This window comes from Vibrio sp. 1F263 (assembly GCF_041439035.1).
Classification (GTDB): Bacteria; Pseudomonadota; Gammaproteobacteria; order Enterobacterales; family Vibrionaceae; genus Vibrio; species Vibrio tasmaniensis_A.
Map to the genome: position 1 here is coordinate 15,033 of NZ_JBGONI010000025.1, position 26,026 is coordinate 41,058.

Annotated in this window: 22 protein-coding genes; 11 read left to right on the forward strand and 11 right to left on the reverse strand. The window is 44.4% G+C overall.

All coding sequences use genetic code 11. The annotated features are described in order from the left end of the window. Window positions 1-120 precede the first annotated feature (120 nt). Window positions 121-1,986, forward strand: a complete 1,866-nt coding sequence (locus ACED25_RS15555; protein ID WP_012601115.1) for a fructose-specific PTS transporter subunit EIIC — start codon at window positions 121-123, stop codon at window positions 1,984-1,986. Between the two features lie 111 nt (window positions 1,987-2,097). On the opposite strand, the gene ACED25_RS15560 is transcribed toward ACED25_RS15555, so the two are convergent. Continuing rightward, a complete protein-coding gene (locus ACED25_RS15560) occupies window positions 2,098-2,682 on the reverse strand; it encodes a TetR/AcrR family transcriptional regulator (RefSeq protein ID WP_012601114.1) in 585 nt (194 codons plus the stop codon). Between the two features lie 126 nt (window positions 2,683-2,808). Next, window positions 2,809-2,982 carry a hypothetical protein gene (locus ACED25_RS15565; protein WP_012601113.1) on the reverse strand — a complete coding sequence of 58 codons (174 nt, stop codon included), beginning with the start codon at window positions 2,980-2,982 and terminating at the stop codon, window positions 2,809-2,811. Window positions 2,983-3,407: 425 nt separating this feature from the next. Here ACED25_RS15565 and ACED25_RS15570 point away from each other — a divergent pair, with 425 nt between their 5' ends. Next, a complete protein-coding gene (locus ACED25_RS15570) occupies window positions 3,408-5,387 on the forward strand; it encodes a methyl-accepting chemotaxis protein (RefSeq protein ID WP_371695613.1) in 1,980 nt (659 codons plus the stop codon). A gap of 116 nt (window positions 5,388-5,503) precedes the next feature. Here the strand turns inward: ACED25_RS15570 and ACED25_RS15575 are convergent, their stop codons facing one another. Continuing rightward, window positions 5,504-5,926 carry an organic hydroperoxide resistance protein gene (locus ACED25_RS15575; protein ID WP_371695614.1) on the reverse strand — a complete coding sequence of 141 codons (423 nt, stop codon included), beginning with the start codon at window positions 5,924-5,926 and terminating at the stop codon, window positions 5,504-5,506. A gap of 127 nt (window positions 5,927-6,053) precedes the next feature. Between ACED25_RS15575 and ACED25_RS15580 the strand changes: the two genes are divergently transcribed. After that, a complete protein-coding gene (locus tag ACED25_RS15580) occupies window positions 6,054-6,491 on the forward strand; it encodes a MarR family winged helix-turn-helix transcriptional regulator (protein WP_041473174.1) in 438 nt (145 codons plus the stop codon). Between the two features lie 152 nt (window positions 6,492-6,643). On the opposite strand, the gene ACED25_RS15585 is transcribed toward ACED25_RS15580, so the two are convergent. Further along, window positions 6,644-7,807, reverse strand: coding sequence for an amino acid permease (locus ACED25_RS15585; protein ID WP_371695641.1), 1,164 nt, complete (start codon window positions 7,805-7,807; stop codon window positions 6,644-6,646). 251 nt (window positions 7,808-8,058) lie between these two features. Further along, window positions 8,059-9,489 carry a PLP-dependent aminotransferase family protein gene (locus ACED25_RS15590; RefSeq protein WP_371695615.1) on the reverse strand — a complete coding sequence of 477 codons (1,431 nt, stop codon included), beginning with the start codon at window positions 9,487-9,489 and terminating at the stop codon, window positions 8,059-8,061. Window positions 9,490-9,611: 122 nt separating this feature from the next. Here ACED25_RS15590 and ACED25_RS15595 point away from each other — a divergent pair, with 122 nt between their 5' ends. Then, complete coding sequence (locus ACED25_RS15595) at window positions 9,612-10,511, forward strand: DMT family transporter (protein WP_371695616.1); 900 nt, start codon at window positions 9,612-9,614, stop codon at window positions 10,509-10,511. Between the two features lie 105 nt (window positions 10,512-10,616). On the opposite strand, the gene ACED25_RS15600 is transcribed toward ACED25_RS15595, so the two are convergent. Further along, on the reverse strand, window positions 10,617-11,042 hold the full coding sequence (locus ACED25_RS15600; protein WP_009846243.1) for a DUF3010 family protein: 426 nt from the start codon (window positions 11,040-11,042) through the stop codon (window positions 10,617-10,619). 258 nt (window positions 11,043-11,300) lie between these two features. Here ACED25_RS15600 and ACED25_RS15605 point away from each other — a divergent pair, with 258 nt between their 5' ends. Both ACED25_RS15605 and ACED25_RS15610 read left to right on the forward strand, forming a co-directional pair. After that, complete coding sequence (locus tag ACED25_RS15605; protein WP_102582891.1) at window positions 11,301-12,938, forward strand: methyl-accepting chemotaxis protein; 1,638 nt, start codon at window positions 11,301-11,303, stop codon at window positions 12,936-12,938. 320 nt (window positions 12,939-13,258) lie between these two features. Then, on the forward strand, window positions 13,259-14,128 hold the full coding sequence (locus ACED25_RS15610; RefSeq protein WP_371695617.1) for a LysR family transcriptional regulator: 870 nt from the start codon (window positions 13,259-13,261) through the stop codon (window positions 14,126-14,128). A gap of 155 nt (window positions 14,129-14,283) precedes the next feature. Here ACED25_RS15610 and ACED25_RS15615 read toward each other — a convergent pair whose 3' ends face one another. Continuing rightward, on the reverse strand, window positions 14,284-15,945 hold the full coding sequence (locus ACED25_RS15615) for a methyl-accepting chemotaxis protein (protein ID WP_371695618.1): 1,662 nt from the start codon (window positions 15,943-15,945) through the stop codon (window positions 14,284-14,286). Between the two features lie 273 nt (window positions 15,946-16,218). Between ACED25_RS15615 and ACED25_RS15620 the strand changes: the two genes are divergently transcribed. After that, entirely contained in the window at window positions 16,219-16,731 is a 513-nt protein-coding gene (locus tag ACED25_RS15620) for an RNA methyltransferase (protein ID WP_371695619.1), read from the forward strand. Window positions 16,732-16,842: 111 nt separating this feature from the next. On the opposite strand, the gene ACED25_RS15625 is transcribed toward ACED25_RS15620, so the two are convergent. Beyond that, window positions 16,843-18,903 (reverse strand): alpha-amylase family glycosyl hydrolase, encoded by a 2,061-nt coding sequence (locus ACED25_RS15625; RefSeq protein WP_371695620.1) that lies wholly within the window; start codon window positions 18,901-18,903, stop codon window positions 16,843-16,845. Between the two features lie 278 nt (window positions 18,904-19,181). Between ACED25_RS15625 and ACED25_RS15630 the strand changes: the two genes are divergently transcribed. From ACED25_RS15630 to dgcA, 4 genes are all read left to right on the forward strand, one after another. Continuing rightward, the gene (locus ACED25_RS15630) at window positions 19,182-20,018 is read left to right on the forward strand and encodes an SGNH/GDSL hydrolase family protein (protein ID WP_371695621.1); all 837 of its coding nucleotides are present in this window, start codon (window positions 19,182-19,184) and stop codon (window positions 20,016-20,018) included. A 139-nt stretch (window positions 20,019-20,157) separates the two neighbouring features. Further along, on the forward strand, window positions 20,158-21,048 hold the full coding sequence (locus ACED25_RS15635; protein ID WP_371695622.1) for a LysR family transcriptional regulator: 891 nt from the start codon (window positions 20,158-20,160) through the stop codon (window positions 21,046-21,048). A 91-nt stretch (window positions 21,049-21,139) separates the two neighbouring features. After that, complete coding sequence (gene dgcN, locus ACED25_RS15640) at window positions 21,140-22,147, forward strand: N-acetyltransferase DgcN (RefSeq protein ID WP_371695623.1); 1,008 nt, start codon at window positions 21,140-21,142, stop codon at window positions 22,145-22,147. Window positions 22,148-22,204: 57 nt separating this feature from the next. Then, window positions 22,205-23,191: an N-acetyl-D-Glu racemase DgcA gene (gene dgcA / locus ACED25_RS15645; protein WP_371695624.1), complete on the forward strand. Its 987-nt coding sequence runs from the start codon at window positions 22,205-22,207 to the stop codon at window positions 23,189-23,191. Window positions 23,192-23,241: 50 nt separating this feature from the next. Here dgcA and ACED25_RS15650 read toward each other — a convergent pair whose 3' ends face one another. From ACED25_RS15650 to glgC, 3 genes are all read right to left on the reverse strand, one after another. Then, window positions 23,242-23,397 carry a DUF3012 domain-containing protein gene (locus tag ACED25_RS15650; RefSeq protein ID WP_004732998.1) on the reverse strand — a complete coding sequence of 52 codons (156 nt, stop codon included), beginning with the start codon at window positions 23,395-23,397 and terminating at the stop codon, window positions 23,242-23,244. A gap of 283 nt (window positions 23,398-23,680) precedes the next feature. Further along, a complete protein-coding gene (gene hpf, locus ACED25_RS15655; RefSeq protein ID WP_009846260.1) occupies window positions 23,681-24,037 on the reverse strand; it encodes a ribosome hibernation-promoting factor, HPF/YfiA family in 357 nt (118 codons plus the stop codon). 442 nt (window positions 24,038-24,479) lie between these two features. Next, complete coding sequence (gene glgC, locus ACED25_RS15660) at window positions 24,480-25,700, reverse strand: glucose-1-phosphate adenylyltransferase (protein WP_029223955.1); 1,221 nt, start codon at window positions 25,698-25,700, stop codon at window positions 24,480-24,482. Window positions 25,701-26,026 lie beyond the last annotated feature (326 nt).

The window sequence follows — 26,026 nt, forward strand, 5'->3', positions numbered from 1 at the left end:
CAATTATCCAGTTAATGCACCTTTCGTCCTATATATCGAGCGGCCTTGCCTCGTTAGTCTTTTCATATTATTAACCTCTTTATCTCATTTACTTAAATTGGTACTCGGACGAGGCAGCACATGGACATCACTGACATTATAGAGCCGGAGATTATCTGTCTGGATTTAAAGGCAGACTCAAAACAGGCGGTATTTGAAGAGCTTGTCGAACTGCTTGACCGTGCGGGCAAGCTCTCCAATAAAAGTGAATTCCTTGATGATATCTGGAAGCGTGAGGCCATCGGCAATACGGGCTTTGATGATGGTATTGCGATTCCACACGCGAAAAGCACTGCTGTAGCTAAACCTGCTGTGGCGGTAGGTATTAGCCGAACGGGTATCGATTATGGCGCAGACGGCGGCGAACTGTCGGATGTGTTTTTTATGCTCGCGTCGCCAGACAATAGCGATGATCATCATATTGAGGTTCTGGCTCAGATCTCAACTCGATTGATCGAAGATGGTTTTGTTACAAAATTAAAGGCGGTAGAGTCGGTCGAGGAAGCTCAAAAGCTGTTTCTCGAAGCGAATTCTGAATCTTTCGATAGCTACGCTTCTAGTCATCATGAAGTTTACAGCGAACCATTAAGCCCTTGGGCACAATCTCTTAATCGTCTTAAAGAACACTTGTTGTACGGTACTTCGCACATGATCCCATTCGTGGTCGCGGGTGGGGTACTTTTGTCTTTGTCGGTAATGATGTCTGGCCATGGCGCTGTGCCTGAGAGCGGTGTTCTGGCTGACATAGCACAAATGGGTATCGCGGGGCTAACCCTGTTTACCGCTGTGCTCGGTGGTTACATTGCATATTCAATGGCCGACAAACCGGGCTTAGCTCCGGGCATGATTGGTTCTTGGCTCGCAGTGAATCAGTACAGTACCGGCTTCCTTGGTGCAATTGTGGTCGGATTCTTCGCTGGCTTTGTGGTGAATCTACTTAAGAAGATCAAACTGCCAGACAGTATGATCTCGCTGAGTTCGATCTTCATCTATCCATTGGTCGGCACCTTTGTAACCTGTGGGGCGGTGATGTGGGTGATTGGTTCTCCTATCGCGTATGTGATGCTTGAGATGAACCAAATGCTGACAGGCATGGCGGGCTCAGGAAAAGTGGTGTTGGGCAGTATTTTAGGGGCGATGACGGCCTTTGATATGGGCGGCCCAATCAACAAAGTGGCGACGCTGTTTGCTCAAACGCAGGTGAATACTCAACCTTGGTTGATGGGGGGCGTCGGTATTGCCATTTGTACGCCACCATTAGGTATGGCGCTTGCCACTTTCATATCACCTAAGAAATTCAAACGAGACGAACGTGAAGCCGGAAAAGCCGCCGGTATCATGGGAATGATCGGCATCAGTGAAGGTGCGATTCCTTTTGCTGCCGCCGACCCTGCGCGAGTTCTGCCTGCTGTTGTTGCTGGTGGCATTGTCGGTAACGTGGTTGGCTTTATGTTCCATGTTATCAACCATGCACCATGGGGCGGCTGGATCGTATTGCCTGTGGTTGATGGAAAAATTGGCTATATCGTCGGGACATTAGCAGGAGCACTGACGACGGCTCTGATCGTGATACTACTGAAAAAGAACGTGGTCGAAGGCGAAGCAAGTTCTAATCAGTTTACGGGTGGCTCGATAACGGAAGAAGGACAAGCGGATGTATTGGCGATCACTTCTTGTCCATCTGGTGTTGCCCATACATTCTTAGCTGCTAAATCGTTAGAAAAGGCGGCCCATCATCTTGGGGTTCGGATTAAAGTCGAAACGCAGGGTGCCAACGGAATCGGCAATCGCATCACACAAAAAGATATTGAACGGGCGAGGTTGGTGATTTTTGCTCATGATGTGGCAATTAAAGAGATCGAACGCTTTGCGAAAGTGAAAACCTTAGACGTCAGCACTAAGGAAGCGATGCTTAATGCGCAGGCGTTGATTATGAGGAAAGTATAAAAGCCATCGGCTTTAAGATTGGCTGAAAAGCAATAAATAAAAAGACGCCCAAGTATTAGTAGTAATACTTGGGCGTCTTTTTGTAGATCTGAGCCTATATCCGCTCAGTTGCTAAAAAGGGTGGTACTTGAAGATGTCTTCAACCATTGAGTTGAGTAGTTCTGTGTCATCGCAGGTTTTTGCATAAGTGCGTAGCCCTGCAATTTGAACCTGAACGTGGCGAGCAAGTCGAGTAGGTTCGCGTTCTTTGCTGATCTCACCAAGTTCTTGCGCTTCGGCAATCAGCTTAGCGAACTCGCCTTCCATGATCTTCAGTGATTTCTTGGCTTCTTCTAATAATTCAGCGTGCTCATCCGTCAGTTCAGCTACTGTTTTAGCCAGCATACACATGCCGTTAGGCGCGCTTTGTTTCGATTCGACAACGGCACGTTTTACGAAGTTTTCTAGTGCTTTGATTGGAGAGTCGGTTTCGCTGCACAAGCGGTTCAGGTTGAGAATGCCGAGTTCGGTATAACGAGCTAATGTTTCTTTAAACAAGCCTTCTTTGCTGCCAAAAGCCGCGTAGATGCTGCCGGGACGCATATCAATCACGTCCTGTAAGTTGCGCATAGAAGTTGCGTGAAAGCCCTTTTCCCAATACAGGTTAGTCGCTTTATCTACTACGTCTTGTCTATCGAACTTCGCTGTCTTGGCCATAACATCTGCTTCATTAATCTGAACATATGTTCAATATTTTAAGATGAACACTCGTTCTAGTAAAGGAGTGTCTGGTTACTCTGGCAATCTCGCAAAGATCGATAGCATTAATCGGTAATAAAAACTCTAATCATCAACAACTTCGACGGTTTTATGTTGTGCGCCGTAATAGGTACCTTCATCGATGGTGTACATCAGCGTTTCTTTGCACTCTGGGCAATCGAATTCTTCATTGGGTTCGATTGCTTCCTCTTCTACCCATTCCCATCCAATGTGTTCTTCGCAAGCGGGGCAATCCATAAAAATACCTCTCAGCCGTTGTCGCATATTTACTGCGAGCTTCTACTTAATAAGCTCGGCAGTATACATATTTGAGACTGAATATATAGATGCTCGTGAGTGAACAGCTTGGTAAGGGTTACACAGTGAGTGCTGGTCTACCACTTTATGATTATGCAGCATGTGTCAATTTTTAGTCACTGCGTCAGAGAAATGTTGTTACACGTATTTTTCGTCTGGTTAAGTCAGATAGTTAACAGTTTTATTCATAAACCAATGAGTTTTATAAGGTTAAATGTTAACGTCCTCTGCGCTGAACTGTGTAGTTAGGTCATGGTTTACATAGGTCAGCTTGAATAATTATAGAGTCACAATTAAGGCGCACCCGTTAGAAGGAAGCCAAATTCGATGACTGAGAAGATTTGTTAGTTGTTAGGGAAATAATAATGAATTTAACCGATATGTCATTTAAGCAAAAAATCATCGCTTTGCTTATCTTACCGATCTTAGGGTTTTTATGGCTTAGTGTTTCTGCCATTTCAAAAGGCGTAGAAACCACCAGTGAAATGTCGTCATTAAACCAACTTACGCGTTTGTCGGTAGTGTACAGTGAGTTGGTGCACGAGTTACAGAAAGAGCGTGGTATGACGGCTGGTTTTATCGGGTCACAGGGAAACAAGTTTGGCAGTGAGCTAAAAGCACAAAGAATTAACGCAGACAGCAAACGCAATCAAAGAACCGAGTACTGGCAGTCTGAAGAAATCGGCTTATCGCAGATCGCGCGTCTGAATACTGAAATCAGCCAAAGTCTCAACCAAATTACTTCGATTCGCAATAGAGTGGATTCTCAATCAATTCCGCTTTCTGAAGCATTAGGTTACTACACCAAACTTAATGCTAAGTTATTGAGTGTATCTGCATTAATTGCTGAGCTAAGTACTGATGCCACCATCACGACAGAAACCATCGCCTACTATAATTTTCTACAAGGCAAAGAGCGTGCGGGTATCGAACGTGCGGTTCTCAACAACACCTTTTCTAAAAATGAATTTGGCCCGGGTATGCTGGTTAAATTCATCTCTTTGGTAACCGAGCAAAATACATATTTTGCGAACTTTGAAGTTTTGGGTAATCCAGATAACGTTGATTTCTTTAAACAGCAACTGAATGATCGCTCGGTGGCTGAAGTGGAAAAACTTCGTGATGTGGCTGAATCGAAAATGAGTGGTTTTGATGTCGATCCTGTTTATTGGTTTGCTCAATCGACGGCACGAATTGTTCAGCTGAAGAAGACCGAAAATCAGTTAGCACAGTCTCTTATTACACTGACTGACCAGAAAACTCAGCAAGCTCAATCAGCAATGATGGGCAGCATTGTGATGTTTGTTGTGATCACTTTGTTCGCAACTTTTGTTAGCTTCAAAGCCATAACTGATTTAACGACTCGAGTTAAAGATCTAACGCGAGTGCTTTCTAAAGTCCGAAATGACAATGACTTAACCGTTCGTGCGACTTACGAAGGTAATAGTGAGCTGGGTCAAATCTCATCGTCGCTTAATGAAACATTAGAGAAGTTTTCTCAAGTTATCGATAACCTATCTCAATCTAGCCTGACACTTGCTTCAGCAGCAGAAGAGACGGCGCAAACTTGCCAATACAACTCAAGCACCTTAGTTGAACAGCAAGACCAGATTGGCTTGATTGCGACAGCAACAGAAGAGCTATCAGCGACGGTGAATGAAGTCGCGGCTAAAACACAGCAAACGGCAAGTTCAGCGAAGATCGCTGATGAACAATCACAGCAAGGCTTAAGCACGGTTCAACAATCTTATGAGTCGATAGAAACCTTGGCTTCTGAGATTAACGGCCTCGCTGAAAAAATCACTCATCTACACGAAAGCAGCAACAATATTAACAGTGTGATTGATGTGATTAAATCCGTTGCCGAACAAACCAATTTGTTAGCGTTAAATGCAGCGATTGAAGCCGCTCGAGCTGGTGAACAAGGTCGTGGTTTTGCTGTCGTAGCCGATGAAGTTCGTACTTTGGCTCAGCGTACGCAACAGTCCACTTCGGAAATTGAAGGCTTCATTAACTCGCTACAATCGGACGTGCAAACAGCGTTCAATGTGATTGATAACAGCAAGAAGATGTCTTCAAGAGCAGTTGAAGACTCACGAGGAGTAGAACAGACCCTGCAAGATATTTCAGGGGCTGTGAGCGAAATATTCAGCATGGCAGAGCAGATCGCAACCGCAACTGAAGAGCAAGCAGTAGTGACTCAAGATATTGCTCTGAACGTTGTCGCGGTAGAGCAGAAGTCGACAGAATCTACGACAGGCGCAACGCAAATTGCTGCAACAGCGAAAGAGCAGGCTGAGTTGGCAACATCGCTGAAAGAGCTCTCGAATACGTTTAAGAGCTAGCAGTTCAGAGCTAGAAGCATTCTATCGTATATAAAAAATGTCCCGCCTAGTGCGGGACATTTTTTTAGCGGGGTACTTTTTTTTCTTTTTTTTGGGAGGGAGGGGGGATGAAGCGGCTAAAGCGCTTGTCCGTTAACCGACAATTTCACATCAATGTTGCCACGAACCGCGTTTGAGTAAGGGCAAACTTGGTGCGCCGTTTTCACAAGCGTCACAGCTTGTTCTTGCTCTAGATCCAGTTCAATCGATAGAGCAACAGTTAAAGCAAAGCCGCCGTTTTCATTTGGGCCAATGCCAACCGTTGCGGTTGTTGGTGCTGATGCAATCTTAACCTTCATCTCTTTAGCGACATGAAGTAGCGCATTTGAGAAACACGCAGAGTAACCCGCAGCAAACAGTTGCTCAGGGTTGGTCGCTTCACCTGAACCGCCCATCTCTTTAGGGTAGCTCAACGCCACTGAAAGCAGGTTGTCATCAGTAGAAACTTGGCCGTTACGACCTGCAGTAGCTGTAGCAGAAGTTGTGTAGAGTGTTGTCATTGTCTTAGTCCTTATTTGGATTGTGTGAAATTAGATTGTGTGCAACTTAATTTTAAAGCTAGCTTAATTGATAAAATTAGAGCGCGCAAGTATATTGTGTGCAATTTAATTTATTGGTGAGGTGATCATGAGCGACCAAGATGACTATCTAAAGCTGGATAATCAGGTGTGTTTTGCGCTGTATAGTGCATCGAATGCAATGAGTAGGGCGTATCAACCTTTACTGAAAGCGCTTGACCTTACTTACTTGCAGTACATTGTGATGATGGTGCTGTGGGAAGAAAAAGAGATAAATGTCAAAGCCCTAGGCGCAAAAACGCATTTGGATTCAGGTACGTTGACGCCTTTACTCAAGCGCTTGGAAACGAAAGGTTACGTGCTTAGAACTCGCAGTGCTGAAGATGAACGAGTTCGAGTTACTACACTGACGCCTGCAGGGATAGAGCTCAAAGAGCAAGCGCAGACCGTGCCAGTTGAAATGCTATGTCTTTCTAAGATGAATGAAGATGAGCTTAAATCGCTAAAAGCACAGTGTGAGCAATTGCTTGGTAATTTGACCAAGTAAGCACTTTTAGTTTTTGGCCATGGTAATCAGAAAATAAGAAAGCCCGTTAGCCCTACTGTTAATTAGTTGCGATCGCTAATTCAAGTAAGGTTAACGGGCTTTTTGTATCTGCTGTCGTTTAAATGGCAGCAGATAGTGTATTCAATTGGGATTTACCCCATAAACCAAGAGATAAAAATCAACGTACCAAAACCGAATGTTGCCATCAGTGCCGTATCGCCACCGGCTGCTGTATAGCTGCCTTCGGTTTGTAGGTGAGGGAAGTCAGGCCTACGAACCTTAACCACCATTGCGAGTGGTCCCCAGATAGCTAGGAACACCAACACCATGCCTGCATAGTCCAGCATGCTCACGAACTGGCTTGCGAACAGCTCTGCTAATACCAAAGGCAATACAAAGGTCAGAGCATAAGCTAATGCTTTGTTGTTGGTGACTGCGTCTTTGTTTTGGTCATACAGCGCCATGGATACACCAAGGAAAGAGGTCACCAGTGCCAGTGCTGAGAACAGCGCAATGACTACCTTCAACCAAGAAGATTGACCGCTAAACGCTGAGATCAGTTCTGAAATGTTATGGAACTGACTGACAGCGTCTGTACCAAGGTTACCGATAATCGCGAACAACCAAGTTAGGTAGCAGATTAGTGGAATCACCGAGCCCAGCAGAATCATATTGCGGATCTGCTTTTGAGTCGCTTCTCGGTTGTAAATAACCAGTGACGGGATCACCACCATAGAGGCAAAGCTAGTAAAGATAACCGCGCTGTATTGCACCACGTCATTGGCCGTGTATTGGCTAGTTTGAGTTAGGTAATCTAGACGGATATTACTAAACAGAGAGGCAATAACAATGAAGAGCATCACCACCATCATGATGAATAGACCACGGTTTAATTTATCGATATAAGACTTACCCGCGACTACAATCACACCCATCAATAGGCTGAAAACGGTATAAGCAGCGGATGCAGAGATGTCTACGCCGACGTCGAGCAGTAGCTTATGAATGATGTCGCCAACACCCAAGATATAGGCGATCAGCATGCATACCAGCAGCAGATAAAAGAGTGCATTGATAAAGTGTTTACCTTTGCTGCCCAGAGTGAGGTAAGCAACACTGCTCATGCCACTGTTGTCTTTCGTTTTGGTACACGCTTCTGCCAGTAGGAGTGCAGAGTAAGTGGTGCCGATAAAGATAAGTAGCATCAGCACTGAGCTGATCATGAAGCCAAACTGGGCCAACACCATGGGAATAGCAAGCATGCCAGCCCCTAATGCAGTTCCCGAAAGGATTAGGGAACTGCCGAATAATTTCATATTCAAAAAAACAACCTCTAGCGATCCAATTAATTTTTGTTTGGATTGTAAATAATTGTTTCCAAGACTAACAAAATACTCAGTAAAGTTAGGGGTTAAATTCTAATTATTTTTGAATTTTTCTAAAAAACTTACAAAGGTATTTCGGAGTATTATCTGTGATCGTTTGACGCATTTTCTTGGTGATTGTATTTGTTGTTTTAGTTAACGTTTATTCATTGTTGAATGATCTAGCAGTCAGAAATATTCGATCAGAAAGAAGTATGTTTCGCGATTATTTTCGCTAGTGTCACAACCCCTTCTTTCCACTCTTTATTCTCTTCGATGTTCGCTACCGTGAAGCGCAAGCAGTGTTTATATTGATCGTTTGTCCCAAAGACTGTGCCAGGTAATATTCCCAATTTGTGCTTCAAACAATCTTGATAGACCGCGTAGCTATCGACCGATTCAGGCAGTGTTATCCAGTTTAAAAAAGAGCCTTCCGGTTTTGATAGGTGGTATTGCCCGACAAGGTGAGGATAGCTATCTAGTGCTTGTATTAACAGGCTTTGAAATTGCTTTTGATTGGTTTGGTAGAGCCGCTTCATTTTGGATAAGTGGCTGCGATATTTACCGGTAGTGAGAAATTGACCCACCGCGGATTGCATTAAATTGGAGCTGCCCATGTTGTCGCATAACAGGTATTTTTCAACTTGAGCTTGGTAACGACCTGAGAGTAACCAGCCAATACGCAAGCGAGAATCTAAGGTCTTGGACAAAGAGTTGACGTAAATGACTCGATCTTGGTCATCAAGCTCTTTGAGGCTGGCAATGGGTGTGTCGAATGCCAAGCTACCGAACACATCGTCTTCGATAATCGGTAAAGATCCTGTGATTTCCAGTAATGCTTTTCGGTTCGCCAATGGCATCCGTGAACCGGTTGGATTGGTAAAGTTTGGCGTTAGTAGCAAGGTTTTCACTTCCCATTTGTCCAACGCACTCTGTAGTGAAGGAATGTCGATTCCGTGGCTCACACTGCTTGGTATTTCAAGGGCTTGCAAGCCAAGTGATTCAAGTAAAAGTAGATTACCGAAATAACAGGGCGACTCGACCGCCACGATGTCTCCCGGTTTGGTTAATGCACGTAAAGCCAGACTGATCGCCTGTTGAGCACCATGTGTAATTGCAATCTCTTTCGATCCCGCAGGTACACCTAGATCATGGGTGATCTTTAACAACTGCTTCACTAATTGCTCATCGCCGGGAGGTAATTGGTAATAACCGGGAAGCTGAGTTTGCAAACGGCTATGGCGACCTATTTCGGCGTACAAGCTACGAATGGCAGGGTTATTAATGTTCGGGTGTGCAGAACCAGCAAGCAGTTTCAAGCGACCTTTCGGACGGGAGAGTACAGATTTGGTGACCGACAAGAGGTCGACTTTTTGAGGCTGGCTCGGTGCATCCCAGATGGTGGTGTTCGGTGCTTTTACGCGATAGCCTGATTTAGGCACAGAATAAACCCAGCCTGTCGCTTCCAGTTCTTGATAAGCGCGAATTACGGTGTTTTTGCTCACTCCGAGTTGTTCGCTGAGTTGACGAATGGAAGGCAAGCGGTCGTCTGGGTGAAAGAGCCCTTTATCGACCTGAGCCTTAATGTGTTGTTCTATCGCGAGATATTTATTGCCGCTGAGTTTTGCTTCCACGTTTCCCCCTTGTAACTCACACTTAATCTGTAACCATTTAAAGTGTTATATCTGTATCTTTATTAGTTATCTGTACCCAACTAAGGTAACAGCATTGATGAAGAGTTGACCAGAGGTTTGTAATGCTGATTAAAATGATTCCGTTTGTGTTTGTACTATTGTGGTCGTCAGGCTTTGTTGGCGCTCGTCTTGGTGTTGAATACGCTGAACCAGCAACGTTACTTTCACTTAGGATGGTAGCCAACGTGACGCTATTCTTGGTTTTGATTGCAATCCTTAAGCGTCGTATTCCTCGTGGTCGAGCATTTTTTCACGCTTGTGTGGTGGGTATTTTGATTCATGGCTTCTACCTTGGTGGCACTTATCTCGCGATTGATATGGGTATGCCCGCCGGGTTGAGTTCTCTACTTGTTGGCTTACAACCGATCCTGACGGCATTGATAATGATCAGCTGTACCTCGCAGCGTTTTAACGTCGCACAATGGCTAGGCTTAGCCCTTGGTTTCGCGGGTATTAGCTTGGTGTTAATGGGCAATATTGAGTGGCAGTCAGACGACCAAAAAGGCTTGGCAACGTTATTATGTTTGGTTTCTTTGGTGGGTATTACGGTCGGTACTTTGTATCAGAAGCGCTTTTGTCAGGGTACAGATATGGTCGGTGGCGCGATGGTGCAGTACTTAGCTGCAGCAGCATTGTTCTTACCTTTTGCAATGCGCTACGAAACTATGCAGGTGAACTGGACTATCGAGTTCACGTTAACTCTGGCTTGGCTAGTGATTGTTTTATCGTGCATTGCTATTCTATTGCTGCTTTACATGGTAGAGCATGGCGCTTCTTCAAGTGTGGCATCGGTGTTTTACTTAGTTCCACCCACAACAGCCATTCAAGCGTGGCTCATTTTTGGAGAGTCGTTCGACATCTATGGTGCAATGGGCTTCGCCTTGTCTGCCGCCGCGGTTTATTTGGTGGTGAGGAAGCCAGAATGGATTAAGGCTCGCAGGCGAACAGCGTTAGAGCGGTAAGCGTATTTCATCAAAACTAACTGGGTTTAAAGCCGAGTGATAGAAACAAAAAAGAGCCTGAATATTCAGGCTCTTTCTGTATCAATATTGGCTAGCGACTATTGATTAGCGCTGCATTAAACAAGCGTAAGCCGTGGTAAACGGTGCTTCTTGGTACTGCTTAAGGCCTGTTTCTTTGAACTTCATCATAAGAGGGTTACGCTTAAGGCTTTCTTTGATTTCATTCGGAGATACAACGGTTACGTCTAGGCCGTCGATCAACTGAATTGCCGCTTCTAGTTTGAAGCCGAAGCCACCGCCAGCAAATTTGCCTTTAGTTTGGCGTTGACGAATTACCACTTTTTCTACTTGGTAATCTTCCATTAACTTTGCAAAAGAAAATTGAAAATCTTTCATATTCTGTGTGTCGTTTGCGTCACTAATAGCAACTTTAGAAACTCGGCAATCAGGAATGTTAAATACACCGTCTGATAGAGATAGAAGACAGATGACTGCATCGTTACCTTTGATTTCAACACCACAAATTTTCATGTTCTTACCTACTTATTTTAGAGCCCTATATTATGGTGTTATTTCGATGACTTCTCCAGTAATAGAACATGTCTAAGGTAAATAAATTCAATATTGTCCACTTTAACTTTTTCAGGTTGACGTCTGGTTAAATGCGAAGCACTCGTTTTCATCGTCTAGTTTTATATGCGATGAGATTCACAAAACTATAGCTGGCTTTTTTATCGATACTGTATATTATGCGCGCGTCCCTATTTAATGTGTGGTTATAAACCCTCTATGAATATCAAAAACCTTTCTATTAAGAGTAAAATTGCGATCCCTCTAATGGTTATCGTGATTGTTTTCTCAACAGTTACTGTGCTTAACGTGATTAAATCTAACGCGCAAGCAGCGATTAACCATGAGCTCAATAATGTGGTTCAACCGGTTCTCGACAACCTAGAAGATGGGTATCGAGATATCTATCAAGTCATTGCATCTGCCCAAGGTCTGTTGCTGGCGAAAGATCAAAAGGCAATTGAATATCAACAATTCGAATTCAAAGACAACGCTTACAAAGCCGTCCCACGCTTTGAAAGTGTTCAAACCCTATATACAGCAGGTGTCTTAGACTCATCTTCTCAAGACGAGCTAGCAAAATTGGTTAAGGCGATGAAAAAGTGGGTAGCGCTGCATGAGCCAATGTTTGCAGACCCTGCCAATGCTCTTCAATATAACCTCGATTACTCGCCAGCGTTAGACGCTGAGTTTTCGATCATTCACGATCAACTCGGCTATATTAGAGAGCTGATTGCAGTCAAACAAAAAGAGCTTCGCCAGCAAGCTAATGACTCGATTGAAGAAAGTAAGCTGATCATCGAAGTAGGTATGGCCGTGGCGGTACTTGCGGCTTTGTTTTCGATGTGGTTATCGAACCGTTTTATCGTTCAGCCGATTCAGAGCGTAGAGAAAGCGATGAATGAAATCGCATCGGGTGACGGTAACTTGGCTCAGCGAATGAAAGTTGAAGGTTCTGACGAGATTGCTCGCTTAAGTTCAGCGTTTAACAAGTTTGTTAGTAAGATACATACCACTGTTGAACAAGTGATTCTGACATCAAATGCCGTACGTGCAGAGATGGAAAACATCAAATCAATAACGCAGAATGTGGCTGAATTTTCTTCGAATCAACAGAAAGAAAGTGAAGTAGTCGCGGCTGCCGTTCATGAAATGCAAGCGACCAGTGAAACGGTAAGTGGTAACGCGTTAGATGCGGCAACCGCAAGTAACGTTGCGAACAATGAAGTGGAATCAGCAGACAGCACTTTGGGCTTAACCGTAACTTCAATTGAACGCCTTGCGCAAGATATCGAGAATGCAGGTGGTGTAGTTCAGGAATTGGATACTGATGTGAAGAACATTGCTTCTATTCTTGGCGTGATCAAAGGCATTGCAGAGCAAACCAATCTATTGGCATTAAATGCGGCGATTGAAGCAGCGCGTGCTGGTGAACAAGGTCGTGGTTTTGCGGTAGTTGCTGATGAAGTCCGTGCGCTTGCGAGCAAAACTCAAGACAGTACGGGTGAAATCCAATCAATGATTGAACGCTTAGAAGTTGGCGCCAAACATGCCGTTGGCGTGATGACAGAAAGCAAGGCAAGTGGCGAGAAAACCATTGTTCAAGCGGGCACTGCAGCTTCATCATTGAGCGAGATTCGTAACTCAATCGGCAAGATGAATGAGATGAATACGCAAATCGCAACAGCGGCTTCTCAGCAGTCTCAGGTGTCTGAAGAAGTGAACCAGAATGTTCAACGTATCGCGGAAAGCACCATGAAAATGGTTGAGATGGCAAACAATGCAGAGAACGCATGCATCTCACTAGCAGAACAGTGTGAAGCACTTGATAGCCTAGTTTCTCAGTTTGAAGTGTAATCTTTGAGACTGAACAGGCAAAAGTGAGTGGCTAATCGTTTCTAGTTTTAACCCTCACGCATCTGTAATAGACAATAATAAGGCCCGTACTCAATGAGTGCGGGCTTTCTTTTTTGGTGCGAGTATTTTTTGATAACAGTATTTGTAATACAAGGTCGGTTCGAACTTTGTAGATTAGGTCGATAGGAGCCTTGTGGGGAATGCGATATTAGCTTCAATGAAGGCCTTTGTATGTGCATGGCGCATATTAAGCTAGGTGACACTGATCTATATCTTCAATACACTGTATGGGTAACCATAGTTCAAAATAGGGTAGAGGCATGGCCAATTGGGAAGGGGTAAGTGAGTTTGTTGCAGTGGCAGAGCGCGAAAGCTTTACTGGTGCCGCACAGAAACTCGCTACGTCAGTGGCTCAAATCAGTCGTAGAGTGGCAAATCTCGAGGAACGCCTCGCAGTAAAACTACTCAATCGAACGACTCGTAAGGTTTCTCTAACAGAGGCTGGGCAACTCTATTATCAGCAATGTAAGTTGTTGGTCGAGGGTTTAGACATTGCTGAGTTAGCCGTCACGCAGATGCAATCCACGCCAAAAGGTTTACTGAAAGTAACGGCACCTGTGACTTATGGTGAGCGTCAACTCGCCCCGATACTTCATCAGTTCTTAAAGCTCCACCCACAAGTCGAACTTGAGCTGATGTTGACCAATCAAAAGCTCGACCTTATTGATTCGGGTGTCGATGTCGCTATTCGTCTTGGTCGCTTAGAAGATTCGAGCCTTGTGGCAAAGAAGCTGTCTCAACGCCAACTCTACGTGTGCGCAAGCCCTGAATACATTGAACGCTACGGTGAACCGCATACGCTCTCTGAGTTAAGTAATCATCAATGTTTAGTCGGCGGCTTTGAGCATTGGCGTTTTAAAGAAAATGGGCGACCTCGCTCAGTTCGGGTTAATGGACGCATTAAATGTAACAGTGGCTTAGCCTTACAAGACGCAGCGAAACAGAGTATTGGCTTAGTGCAGCTACCAGAATATTACGTGAGTGAAGATCTTGAGTCTGGCGAATTGGTTGAGGTGTTATCTGATTACCGAGACGATAAAGAGGGGATTTGGGCGCTTTACCCACAGAACCGTAATTTGTCTTCAAAGGTTCGCTTGTTAGTCGACTTCTTGTCTGAGCAATTAGACTAGTTCTATCTGGCAAGACACTATGGACAAGAAAATGGGCTTCAGAACAAAGATTCTGAAGCCCATTTTTATTGATGTTCTATAGCTTTTACTTGCTAAGCACTAAGCACTAAGCACTAAGCACTAAGCATTAAGCATTAAGCATTAAGCATTAAGCATTAAACCGTGAAGCGATCAACCAAGTGGTACAACTCGTTTGCTCGGCTGTTTAAGTTTTGGCTACCTGTACGGTTTTGGTTTGCTAGCGATGCCGATTGAGAACTTTGGTCTGAAATCACAACAATGCGTTGAGATATCTCTTGGCCAACAATATTCTGCTGTTCAGTCGCCGTTGCAATCAGTGAGTTCATGTCCATGATGGTATCAATCGAATCTTGAATTTTAGCAAGTGCTGCAGCTGCTGCGTTCGCTTCTTCTACCGTTTGAGCACTTCTGCTTTGGCTGGAATCCATTGCTTTCACCGCGGCATCTGAAGCGGATTTTAGCTGTTGGATCATTTTGTGAATGTCGCCCGTGCTCTCTTGTGTGCGGCTTGCAAGCTTACGAACTTCGTCCGCAACTACGGCAAAACCTCGGCCTTGGTCACCAGCTCGCGCGGCTTCAATCGCAGCATTTAGTGCTAATAGGTTGGTCTGTTCCGCTATATCTTGAATGACAGTCAGTGAAGATGAAATGTTCTGTACATCTCCTTCAAGGCGAGATACCACAGTGTTTGCTTCTGATACTTCACTTGCAAGGTCTGCTACGGAACCTGCAGCAGCATTGACTATTTGCTGAGCTTCTTTTGCATTGTTCTCTGCAAGTTTAGCTGAGTCAGCGGCTTGGCTTGCGTTGCTTGAGATCTCTTGCGCAGTTGTCGTCATCTCGGTCATCGCCGTTGCTACTTGTTCTGTCTCTTCACGTTGACCTGTTGCTATCTCGTCGACCTGAGCTGCGCGAGAAGACATGCTACTCGTTTCTGATACAACTTGCTGACCCACATCGCTCACGCTACGAATGATGGCCTGTAGGCTAGCAACAAAGGCATTAAAGTTCTCACTAAGTTTGGCGAACTCAGGCGCTTTGAATGTTTCCATTCGAGCCGTTAGGTCGGCCTCACCACTTGCAAAGGCACTGATCGAACGGTCAAATTGCTCGAGTGGTTGCATGATTGTACGGTTCACTGCAACAGCGAAAACCGCTACCACTAAGGCAATCAAGCCACAGAAAATTGCAATGGCAGTCAGTGAGCTTTGTAGCGCAGCATTCGAGCTCTCTTTCATTTCACTGATCACGGCGTCAATATCGTCAGTATAAAACCCAGTTCCAAGCATTAAATCCCATTGTGGAATAAAGATTGAGTAGCTGAGTTTTGGTAACGCAATGGATTGACCTGGCTTGGGAAAGTAGTAAGTGGTGAACTCCCCAATTTTTGAGTTCTTAATCAGGTCTTGGATTAGGTAATTGCCTTGTTTGTCTTGAAGGTCGTAGTAATTTTTACCAATGCCATCGGTACCTTGTCCGATGACGATTCTTACACCCTTAGAGCTGTAGCCAAAAATATAACCAGATTCACCATACTCTAGAGTTTTTAATGTGGGTAATGCTTCTTCAAGTGTGGCACCTTTTTCTAAGAAAGGAGATATCGAAGACTTAGCCATTTGCAGGTACGCTTTGAGTTCCTTTTCTTTCATCGCCATCATATTGCTACGCGTCGATTCTACTTGTTGTGCGGTTAGCTCAGTGCTCTTCATATACGTCACGCTCATCATCCCAATTGCCATTAGTAGCAAAGGGATAAAAGAGAGAATATAAAGGCGGTTTTTGATGGTGAGGGTCATTAGCACTTCCTATGTGATTGTCTCAGGCAATTTTCAACACATTATTAATGTGGTTTCGAAATGTAAACGGACTTGTTGTTGAATTGTTATCCTAAAACCTTTTTGTTTGATAAATATGATGGCGGTTAGGTTTTGAAGTGATAGGTGGTGCAACTAAGTACTTATCTGTAAAAAGAGCCGTTCGTTTCGATGCTTTTGAATTTGGCGCTGCTTTGGTAGAATGCGACGCTTTGTAGCACCCTGCTATGTCTATTCGTTAAGTGAGAAAGATTCATGAACAAAAGCCATGTGACTATTGGTTTAACTAACCCAAAGAGCCCGACAAACGTTGGCGCGGTTATGCGTGCGGCGGGTTGCTACCAAGTCGACGAAGTTAAATACACAGGGCAACGCTACGACAAGGCTGCAAAATTTTACACCGATACCAAGAGTGCAACGCGCACTATCCCGCTTACTGGTGTCGAGTCGTTTTTAGATAACCTTAATTCAGAAACTAAGATCGTATGTGTGGAGTTGGCTGAGGGTGCGACACCACTGCCACGTTTTAAACACCCAGAGAACGCTATCTATATCTTTGGCCCTGAAGATGGTTCTATTTCTCAAGATGTCGCTGACCGAGCTGACCATGTTGTTTATGTACCAACTGTTGGTTGCATGAATCTAGCAGCAACAGTGAATGTGCTACTTTATGATCGCCTTGCTAAGTCAGATGAAATGGACGAGAGCAACGACCTGATCAAGAAAAGCCGCGATAATCGTAATCACCTGCAAGTGAAGCAGGGGTAGATATCGTTCTAATCGTGTCTGGTCTCTTAATATCCAATGCAGATTAAAGAAAACCCCTTATTCGTAGGAATAAGGGGTTTTTACTTGGTTGATCTCGGATCTTAGGTTTGGCTATTCAGCACATTTGGAAGCCATAATTTGCAGTGGTTGCCCCGCATCATCGAATTGTAAGCTCCATACATACTGCCCAGCATTACGAATAGTGATAGCGGTATCTTGACCGTAACCACCTTTAATTAACGAGTTAAGTTGTCCTAACTTTAGGTTAAGCCCATCCGCTGTGAACTGAGGTGACCAAGCCTTGGATGCATATTGCATGCGATAACTGCCCGGTTTTTCAGTGGTGACGACTTGGTAAGTGTTGTCACCTTTATATTCAAACTCTCGTTGACCCACGTGTTTCCAACCTGAATCAGCAAAATTGCCAACCACATAAAGCGGGCTCGAAATAGGGCCTTCAGCTTTTATTGTTGGATTGTCACATTGAGCCATGAAACCTTGTCCAACTTCATTTCCTGTCGCTAGTATCGCCGCAATTGGCCCTTTTTCACTTGGCTGTGTTATCGACAAGAAACGAGCTTCAAATGGGCTTAGAACGATAGAGTAGTGGCCATCGATAGCTGAGATCGATTGCTTGGATTCAATATCCGTCAGATCAGCTATGGAGCCGACTTTTTCTTTGGTTAGTTTTATGGTTTGTTCTTTGTTGGTAACGTTCACTGCGTAGACAACAGCATCGCCTTCATAGGCTTTGTGATCGACATACGCGACATCATTGGCCATCAGGTTTGTACGTTTACCTTGTGATAGAGCGGGGTGCGTTTCTCTCAGTTTCATCAAGTTTGTCACGTATTGCTTTAAGTCTTTTTCGTGCGCATTGAGTTGGGCTGTGACACCTTCTACTTTACCGCTAGTACGGGCTACGTGATCATCACATAGACCATTAATAGCACAGTCATCAGCCCATACTTTGTCTGCAAAACCTTCTAGCTGATCGCCAATCTCGTCCCCATAGTAGGTCGTAATTGGGCCGGTATAAGCTGCTTGGAATGAAAATGCCGCTTTATAGCGCTGCCAATACTCTTTGTCTTGTGGAGAAGCGATATCACCGCGCTGTAATAAGTCACCAAAGCGCACAAGGTCATGGTTACCGATCATTAAATTTGGCTTTGCGTGGTCTGGGTATAACGAATGTAAAGACATGCCTTCTGCAAGCCACTCTCCACCTTTGTTCCCCACGCCAGCTTCGTTTACAGCAAAGGTCTCCGTCAGGCGGTAGCGCATAGGGAAATCAAACGCAGAACATAAGGCCGGTGCTTCATTTGAACCGTAGCCTGTTTCAATAATACGGTTCTCACCTGCCCAAATTTCCGCGACCATATAACCCAGAGGGTTCACGGTTTTACCTTCGCTGTTTACGTATTCGACTTGAGAAGAAGCGGTGTCTACCGTTTCTCTGATTTGACTCCAAGCTTCTTTTGGCACTTGATAAGCTTGATCTAAGCGCCAACCATCAATTTTGAGTTCTTTGATCCAATACTCGGCAACTTCTTGATAGAAGGCTAGGCTCTCAGGGTATGAGACTGGATTATCCTCTCCTTGGGGCAGCTTACCTGTTGGTGACGGCACTACGTTTTTTTTGTGGTGGCCAAATACGCCATCAAAGAAGACATAAAGCCCACGAGCATGCGCTTCTTCAACTAAGGTTTTAGCTTCTTCCATCGTTCCGAATCTCGGATCGATATTGAAATAATCGGTGGCAAAATAACCGGTTGCATCCAGTCTATCGGCCCAATGGTCTTGGTTTTCGATAGGCTCTGAATTAAAGATTGGGGTTAGCCAAATACCGTTCATGCCAAGAGATTCAATGTAATCAAGTGAGTCGATAATACCTTGGATATCTCCGTTATGGTGACTGGTTCCATAGCCTGTCCCATGACCAATTGAGTCATCGCCACTGACAAAGCTTTCGACCATCACTTGATAGATCCTCAAGTCATTCACGTCGGCATTCGTATTCGTTTGGCATTGGTATGCTGTTGGTTCTTGAACTGATTCAGGTGCAGATTGGCAACCTGCAAGTAGGATGGCGGTAACGGCCAACGCGGTATTGGATAGAGAAAGTTTCACGTAAAGGTCCTTATTATTATGATTTAACCTATTATTCACCATCCTGATCTTCTATAAATCCTCCGTTAAATAGTGGTAATAGGAGTAGACGGTAGGCTGAGAGACTGAGGTCACAATATGTGGCTAATTTCTTATACATATTATGATGAAGTGCTGATTTTTGAGTCGGAACGAGATTTGTACAGGAAGATATTTTTATGCGGTATGTAACCAGCCTTGTAGAGATTAAGTCATTCTCTGTTTCTAATGTTATCTATCCCGTAAGCAATCGGATATTATCTTGGGTTCATCATTAGATAATTGAAGGGTTAGATAACACCATGGAAGACAAGCAATTACTTGCCGCGCTGCAGCAACACCCTGTCCTCGATCTCTATCAGTTATTCCAAGAAGTTGGTCAAAACCGCTCTCTGTATGCATTACTAGAGAGGTTATCTTCCCATAAAGAACACCACCAACTGAGCACTCGTCTTAGCCCTTTTAAGCCTCACATCGAAGGGTTGCTGGCTCAATTTGATAGCACTACACCGGACAGTGATATTCTCAAAGCGGTTGCTCTTCAGTCTGAGATTCAGCAACGAGGCCACAGTATGAGTCGTTACATCATGACATCGGACAATCACCGCCATTTTTCCCCAAATGCAGACCTAGTGATGTTTGGTGATTCGATCACCGAATGGGCACCTTGGGCGGATATCTTTCGCGATGTTTCGATGGTCAACCGTGGCTTAGCGGGTGACACTACAACTGGCATGTTGTGCCGTATTGATACCACGTTGAATGTGAAGCCAAAGCTGGTGTGCTTTATGGCAGGGATAAACGATTTGGCTCAGGGTTATGATGTCGAACATATCTACCGGAACTACATTGATATGCTTGAAGTGTGGCAAGAAAACGATATTCGTATATTGGTGCAATCAACGCTTTATGTTGGCTCTAAACTGCAAGGTTTGAACCCATCGGTGGAGCTGCTTAATAGCAAAATAAGCGAGTACTGTTCTCAGCAAGGCATTGCGTTCTTAGATGTGAATTCTGTATTGTCACCTAACAAGCTTTTATCGAATGAATACTCATGTGATGACTTGCATTTGAATGCGAAGGCTTACCAAGCTTGGGCTGAGGTTCTTCAACCTACGATAGCTGAGTTACTAAAATAAACTCACGCAAATAGCCAAATAGCCAAGTAGATAAATAGACAGGCAGACAGCTAATTAAACAGCTAGACCGATAAACAGCTTAGCTAATACAAGAAAAGCCAACCCCTAGATTTGTTTCGCGAACCATAAGGACATCAATGTGAACCTAAGACAGTTGGAAGTCTTTTACGCCATTATGCAAACCGGAACCGTATCTGGGGCTGCGCGTAATCTGCATGTGTCACAACCTAATGTGACTCGTATTCTGGCACACACAGAGCAACAACTTGGTTTTGGATTGTTTGAGCGAGTGAAAGGTCGGTTGGTGCCTACGGTTGAAGCGAGAACCTTGCTGCCTGAAGCGGAAAAGGTGTATCAGCAGTTAGGTCAATTTCGTTCTTTGACGAATAAGGTTAAGCAAGGACATCAACATTTACGTATTGGTGCGCCGCCGATACTGGCGACCAAATTGCTGACTCCGGTAATAGCCCAAATGTCTCGTGAACAAGAGCTCTCTTTTGAGTTGTTGACTGCAAACCGTGATGAACTTTGTGCTGGGCTATTAAAGCATGAGCTCGATATTGCTATCGCGTTTGGGGACGAAACACCGCCGGCTATATTAAGTGAAACACTCTTAACTGAATCACTCAAGGTTCTGGTTCCTTCCCACACAGTTGAACAGTTACCTACTGAATTAACCCTTGATGATCTGATCAATTATCCCTTGCCAATCATCGGGCTTGATAGCCGCGATCCATTAGGCCTCCTGTTACATCAAAGCCTTATTGCGCGAGATGAGCATTATCACCATCCGATATCTGTGCGTGGATATAGCGCGGCGGCGGAACTGGTGAAGCACCAAGCGGGGTTTGCGATTGTGGATCCGTGGACGGCAGAACAGTATCAAAATGACGATGCGGTCTGTGTGCTTTCACTGCAGCCGGATATCCAATTTTCGGTCTCGATGCTTTGCGCAGAGCACACCCCTCAGTCGATTTCCGTTAAGCAATTTATCGTTTCATTGAAGAGCCACACTCACCCTATAACTTAAGGTTATAGGCTCGTCATAAATAGGTATTCGGCAGCTTCTAAGTTCTTAATTAAAGTAAACCCATACAAGGATTTATTAATTAGGAATACTCATGTCTATCGCTCAACCTTACCTTCTTTTTCTTGGGGACGTTACTGACCCACTTGCCGCAAAAACAGCTCGCGGTATTCATCAATGGCGACCAGAAATTTGCCTAGGTCAGCTTCGTTTAACAGACGTTACCGTTTCACTTGGTTTAACGGATATGACCTTACAAGAGGCGCAAGCACAGGGCGCGAAAACGCTAGTGATTGGCACAGCAAACCCAGGTGGTGTTATTCCTGACTCTTGGCAGCCAACCATAATGGAAGCTGCAGAAATGGGATTTGAGATTGCATCTGGCATGCACCAACGACTGAGTGAATTTTCACCGCTTGCTGACATGCGACAACAAGGATTGACTAAGCTTCATGATGTACGTCATTTTGACGGTGTTCTTAATGTTGGTAACGGTAAGCCTCGTCAAGGTAAGCGCCTGCTTACTGTCGGAACAGATTGCTCAGTCGGCAAAATGTTTTCAGCTTTAGCTATCGAAAAGTCGCTTAAAGAGTCAGGTACATCCGCTCAGTTCAAAGCGACAGGGCAGACGGGTATCTTGATTGAAGGCTGCGGTATTTCGATTGATGCTGTGGTTGCGGATTTTATTTCTGGCGCAGTTGAAGCGATTAGCCCTGATTTTACCGACCACGATTGGGATATCATTGAAGGGCAAGGCTCTTTGTTCAACCCTTCGTTTGCAGGCGTGAGTTTGGGTCTTTTACATGGCGCACAAGCGGATGCCTTAGTGCTGTGTCATGAAGTTGGGCGACCTCATATTCGTAACCTTCCTCATGCTCAATTGCCAAGCATAGAACAGACGATTGAAGCCAACTTGCAAGCAGCGCGACTGACCAATCCAGACGTGAAACTGGTTGGCATTTGTTTGAACACGTCGGCGATTAGCACTGAAGACGCTGAGACATTATGCCAAGAATGGACCACACTCTATCAAGTACCCGTGACGGACCCGGTTCGTTTTGGTGTACAAAATATTACTGATCATTTGCGACATTCACTTTAACGATTTCATCATTTCTACGTTTCCATTTGTTAAAGCGAACATCAATCGAGTGAAATTATGAAGATTACAGCAGAACCTATTACTATCGCGATGCAAACACCTTTTCGCATCTCTCGTGGCAGCCGAACTGAGTGTCACGTTGTTCGTGTTTATATTGAACATTATGGCAAACAAGCTCAGGGCGAATGCACGCCTTACCCACGATACGGCGAGTCATCGGAGTCTGTGTTAGCGCAAATCCAACAAGCGTCTAGTGCCCTTGAAGGTATGTTTGAGCGAGGCGTTACCGATCCCGCAGAGCTAAGAGATCATCTTCAGTCTTTATTGACCGGAGGGGCAGCGCGAAATGCGGTCGATTGTGCGCTTTGGGATTTCGAAGCTAAGCAGAAAGAACAGGTGTTTCCAAATAGCTTGTTTGAGTTACCTGCTCAAATAGTGACTGCAATGACAGTCTCGATTGGCACTCCAGAAGCGATGGCGACTCAGGCTCGAGACTATGTCGCAAATGGAGCGAAACTCTTAAAAGTGAAGCTTGATGGAGAGCAAGTGATAGAGCGTGTTTGCGCGGTACGAGAAGTGGCACCCGATGTTCAGATTGTACTGGATGCCAATGAAGCGTGGACGGGGCTGAATCTCGAAGAGTTGTTTAATCAACTAACAGAGTTTGATATTGCGATGATCGAACAACCTCTTCCACAGCAGCACGATGCATCACTGGCACACATCAAGCACCCGATCCCACTGTGTGCTGATGAAAGCTGTCATACCACTTCACAGCTCTCATCGCTGTTGGGTAAGTATGAAATGGTCAACATCAAGCTCGATAAAACGGGTGGTTTGACCGAAGCATTGGTACTTGCTGAAGAAGCTCAAAGGCTAGGATTTACTCTGATGTCGGGTTGTATGCTAGGCACCTCATTGGCAATGCGAGCGGCGCTGCCTATCGCCGTTCAATCTGAAATCGTCGACCTCGATGGCCCTGTATTACTTGGGCAAGACGTTTCGCCAGCACTGACTTATCGAGATGGGATGATCATTATCTAAGATGATTTAGGATTGCCCATTAGAAATAAAAAATGGGCAAAATAAAGTGACTAGAAGACACAATGCTTAGCAAAGTCACCGGCTTCATTGGCAGTCCAGTCGCCTTTCGGTTTCTCTTTCATATCAGTACACCAAGCTTCACTGCCCACTTCTGTACAGGCCATAAGTTGAGTCGCGAGAAATAGAATTAATGCAATTTTTTTCATAATAAACATTCCTTTGTTGTTTAAATTCTTGCTTATAACTGTATCAAATACTACTAAGGATTGTTATAGCAGTCAGTGACATAAGTTGGTCAAAACGATCTAGGATTGGGCTGTGTTTTAAGGTTGGAAGCGAACGCGTGTTAGACAGTCGTGACAGTCAAATCAAAGCAATAGGTTGATTGATAAATTGATTGAGGTGTAGATCGAAAAAGCCAGCAACGCATGCTGGCTTTGGAATTCTTGTGCGCTTCTATTCGTCAGTGCGCTTTAACTATTAGTCGAGTTATACCAGTTTCATCTCTTGGATGATGTCTGAAGCAATTTCTGGCTTCGTGCTCGTTGGTTTCTCGTGTAAGTCTGATTTCAATTGTCCCTTACGGTTACTTAGGCCTGCTTCAAGTTTCTTGAGTGCTGAAGCGATAGCTGGATACATAACGTCATCTGTAGCTTTTGCGTTTACACGTACACCTTCGTAGTTGGTGAACACTTCAACCTGGTGTTGACCATGTTCTTTTGTGATGATGATGTCGCAGCTGATCAGTGATGGGAAATGGTTAGATATCTTCTCGAATTTACCTTCGATGTCTTTGCGTGACTCGTCGTTAATTGATACATGATGTGTTTGAACATTTATTTTCATAAATCATACCTTTCCAATGACTGTGTCATTTAAACGTAGCAAACATCGGTTAGTTTAACCAACTGCGAAATAGCACATGTGTGATTCACTTCAGTGTTATCAAATAATCTCCCTTTACTCCCTTGAAAGTCCGAAGAACTGATCGCATATTATGTTTCGTGTTTTCAATACATGTTCAAAAATACCTCACTCGCGAAGCATTCCTCTAATCTACCTTGCCAGCCTAGGTTTTATCGCCTTAACCAAACGTCAGCTCAAATACTTATTCTAGTTTAAGTTTTGTAAATCATTGCTAGTTTGATGCCGATAATGCTTTCTTTTTAAATCACTGCAGTTGATATAAAAAGTGTGGTTTATATAAAAAAGCAAAGCTCCGTGAATACGACTATTGAATAAGGCAACTCTTGGCTGCCCTTATAGCGCCATCTGGTTTTAGCGATAGCTATTCTTCAAATTGGTAAGAAGAGGGCACCACAATGACGCCTTGTTTCGATATGTGAAAGCGTTTAGCGTCGGCAAGGTTATCAATACCGATTTGGGTGCCATCTGGCACTTTGACGTTCTTATCTATGATGCAGTTTTGAATATGGCAATTTTTCCCAATCTCAACATCTTCAAACAGAATACTATCAATCACAATCGCGGCATTACTGACTTTCACTTTCGGGAAGAAGATAGAGTTTTGCGCAGAGCCACCTTCGATCACTACGCCATTCGCTATCATCGAGTTGATGAATATTCCTTGGTTTCCTTCTACAGAAGCAATGGTGCGTGCAGGTGGCAGTTGCGGCTCGTAGGTGCGAATCGCCCAATCTGGTTGGTATAAATCTATAGGTGAGGCTGGCTTTAACAGATCCATATTGGACTGGTAGTAAGAGTCGATGGTACCCACATCTCTCCAGTACGCATCTTGGGTCACTCGGCCTTCTTCGTCGCCAAACTTATACGCGTAAACACTGTTGTTGCCGACCAATTTAGGAATAATGTCTTTACCGAAATCATGGCTTGAGTTCGGATCTTCGGCATCCGCCAGTAGCGCTTGTGTTAACACCTCTTTATCAAAGACGTAAATACCCATTGAAGCCATGCTTCGAGTCGGCCTACCGGGGACACATGCAGGGTAATGTGGCTTTTCGGTAAAGTTATTGATCTCTAGAGATTCATCTATTTCCATCACACCAAATTCTTTGGCTTCATCAATCGAAACCTCCATGCACGCTACGGTTAGATCGGCCTCGTTCTTTTTATGTTGCTTGAGCATTGGCGCGTAATCCATGCGATAGATATGGTCGCCTGATAACACCACTACATGCTTAGCTTCGCTACGAGAAAGCAGATACAAGTTTTGATAAATCGCATCGGCAGTACCGCTATACCAACTATCACCTGTACGCATTTGTGGGGGGACATTGGTGATGTATTCGCCGAGCTCGGGGTTAAGCACCGACCAACCATCTCTTAAATGTTTTTGTAAAGAGTGAGACTTGTACTGAGTCAGCACCAAAATTTGGCGCAGCCCAGAGTGTAAGCAGTTCGCGAGCGTGAAATCGATGATTCGATATTTACCGCCAAAAGGTACCGCAGGTTTTGCACGGTTATCGGTAAGGGGAGAAAGCCGAGAGCCTACACCGCCGGCCAGAACGATTGTAAGAGTGTCTTGCATGGTCAGAACCTCAATGTATTTATGATTATGAACATAGACTTGCAAGCGTTGAGCCAAATGTAACTCATTGAATATTAAACGAGATGAGAATGAATTCTGCGAGATTGCACCAAGTTGATGCGTACGAGGTGTTGGCTTGCTCTATTTTGATCCAAATAGACCCGGGCAAGGTGAAGGGGTTAAATTAACAAAATGACGCACGGGAAAGTCGCATTACAAAACTGTCAATAAAATGAAGCGATAAAGTGATCAAATTGATGCAAATTTACATAAGTTCTCACAAGTTTTCACAAATTGATTTCCATCAATAAAGTAGGGTTATTATA

Excerpts from the sequence above, each read along its gene's own strand:
- ACED25_RS15555 (WP_012601115.1), top strand. The coding sequence starts at position 121 with ATGGACATCACTGACATTATAGAGCCGGAGATTATCTGTCTGGATTTA.
- ACED25_RS15560 (WP_012601114.1), bottom strand. The coding sequence starts at position 2,682 with ATGGCCAAGACAGCGAAGTTCGATAGACAAGACGTAGTAGATAAAGCG.
- ACED25_RS15565 (WP_012601113.1), bottom strand. The coding sequence starts at position 2,982 with ATGGATTGCCCCGCTTGCGAAGAACACATTGGATGGGAATGGGTAGAA.
- ACED25_RS15570 (WP_371695613.1), top strand. The coding sequence starts at position 3,408 with ATGAATTTAACCGATATGTCATTTAAGCAAAAAATCATCGCTTTGCTT.
- ACED25_RS15575 (WP_371695614.1), bottom strand. The coding sequence starts at position 5,926 with ATGACAACACTCTACACAACTTCTGCTACAGCTACTGCAGGTCGTAAC.
- ACED25_RS15580 (WP_041473174.1), top strand. The coding sequence starts at position 6,054 with ATGAGCGACCAAGATGACTATCTAAAGCTGGATAATCAGGTGTGTTTT.
- ACED25_RS15585 (WP_371695641.1), bottom strand. The coding sequence starts at position 7,807 with ATGAAATTATTCGGCAGTTCCCTAATCCTTTCGGGAACTGCATTAGGG.
- ACED25_RS15595 (WP_371695616.1), top strand. The coding sequence starts at position 9,612 with ATGCTGATTAAAATGATTCCGTTTGTGTTTGTACTATTGTGGTCGTCA.
- ACED25_RS15600 (WP_009846243.1), bottom strand. The coding sequence starts at position 11,042 with ATGAAAATTTGTGGTGTTGAAATCAAAGGTAACGATGCAGTCATCTGT.
- ACED25_RS15605 (WP_102582891.1), top strand. The coding sequence starts at position 11,301 with ATGAATATCAAAAACCTTTCTATTAAGAGTAAAATTGCGATCCCTCTA.
- ACED25_RS15610 (WP_371695617.1), top strand. The coding sequence starts at position 13,259 with ATGGCCAATTGGGAAGGGGTAAGTGAGTTTGTTGCAGTGGCAGAGCGC.
- ACED25_RS15615 (WP_371695618.1), bottom strand. The coding sequence starts at position 15,945 with ATGACCCTCACCATCAAAAACCGCCTTTATATTCTCTCTTTTATCCCT.
- ACED25_RS15620 (WP_371695619.1), top strand. The coding sequence starts at position 16,219 with ATGAACAAAAGCCATGTGACTATTGGTTTAACTAACCCAAAGAGCCCG.
- ACED25_RS15625 (WP_371695620.1), bottom strand. The coding sequence starts at position 18,903 with ATGGTGAATAATAGGTTAAATCATAATAATAAGGACCTTTACGTGAAA.
- ACED25_RS15630 (WP_371695621.1), top strand. The coding sequence starts at position 19,182 with ATGGAAGACAAGCAATTACTTGCCGCGCTGCAGCAACACCCTGTCCTC.
- dgcN (WP_371695623.1), top strand. The coding sequence starts at position 21,140 with ATGTCTATCGCTCAACCTTACCTTCTTTTTCTTGGGGACGTTACTGAC.
- dgcA (WP_371695624.1), top strand. The coding sequence starts at position 22,205 with ATGAAGATTACAGCAGAACCTATTACTATCGCGATGCAAACACCTTTT.
- ACED25_RS15650 (WP_004732998.1), bottom strand. The coding sequence starts at position 23,397 with ATGAAAAAAATTGCATTAATTCTATTTCTCGCGACTCAACTTATGGCC.
- hpf (WP_009846260.1), bottom strand. The coding sequence starts at position 24,037 with ATGAAAATAAATGTTCAAACACATCATGTATCAATTAACGACGAGTCA.
- glgC (WP_029223955.1), bottom strand. The coding sequence starts at position 25,700 with ATGCAAGACACTCTTACAATCGTTCTGGCCGGCGGTGTAGGCTCTCGG.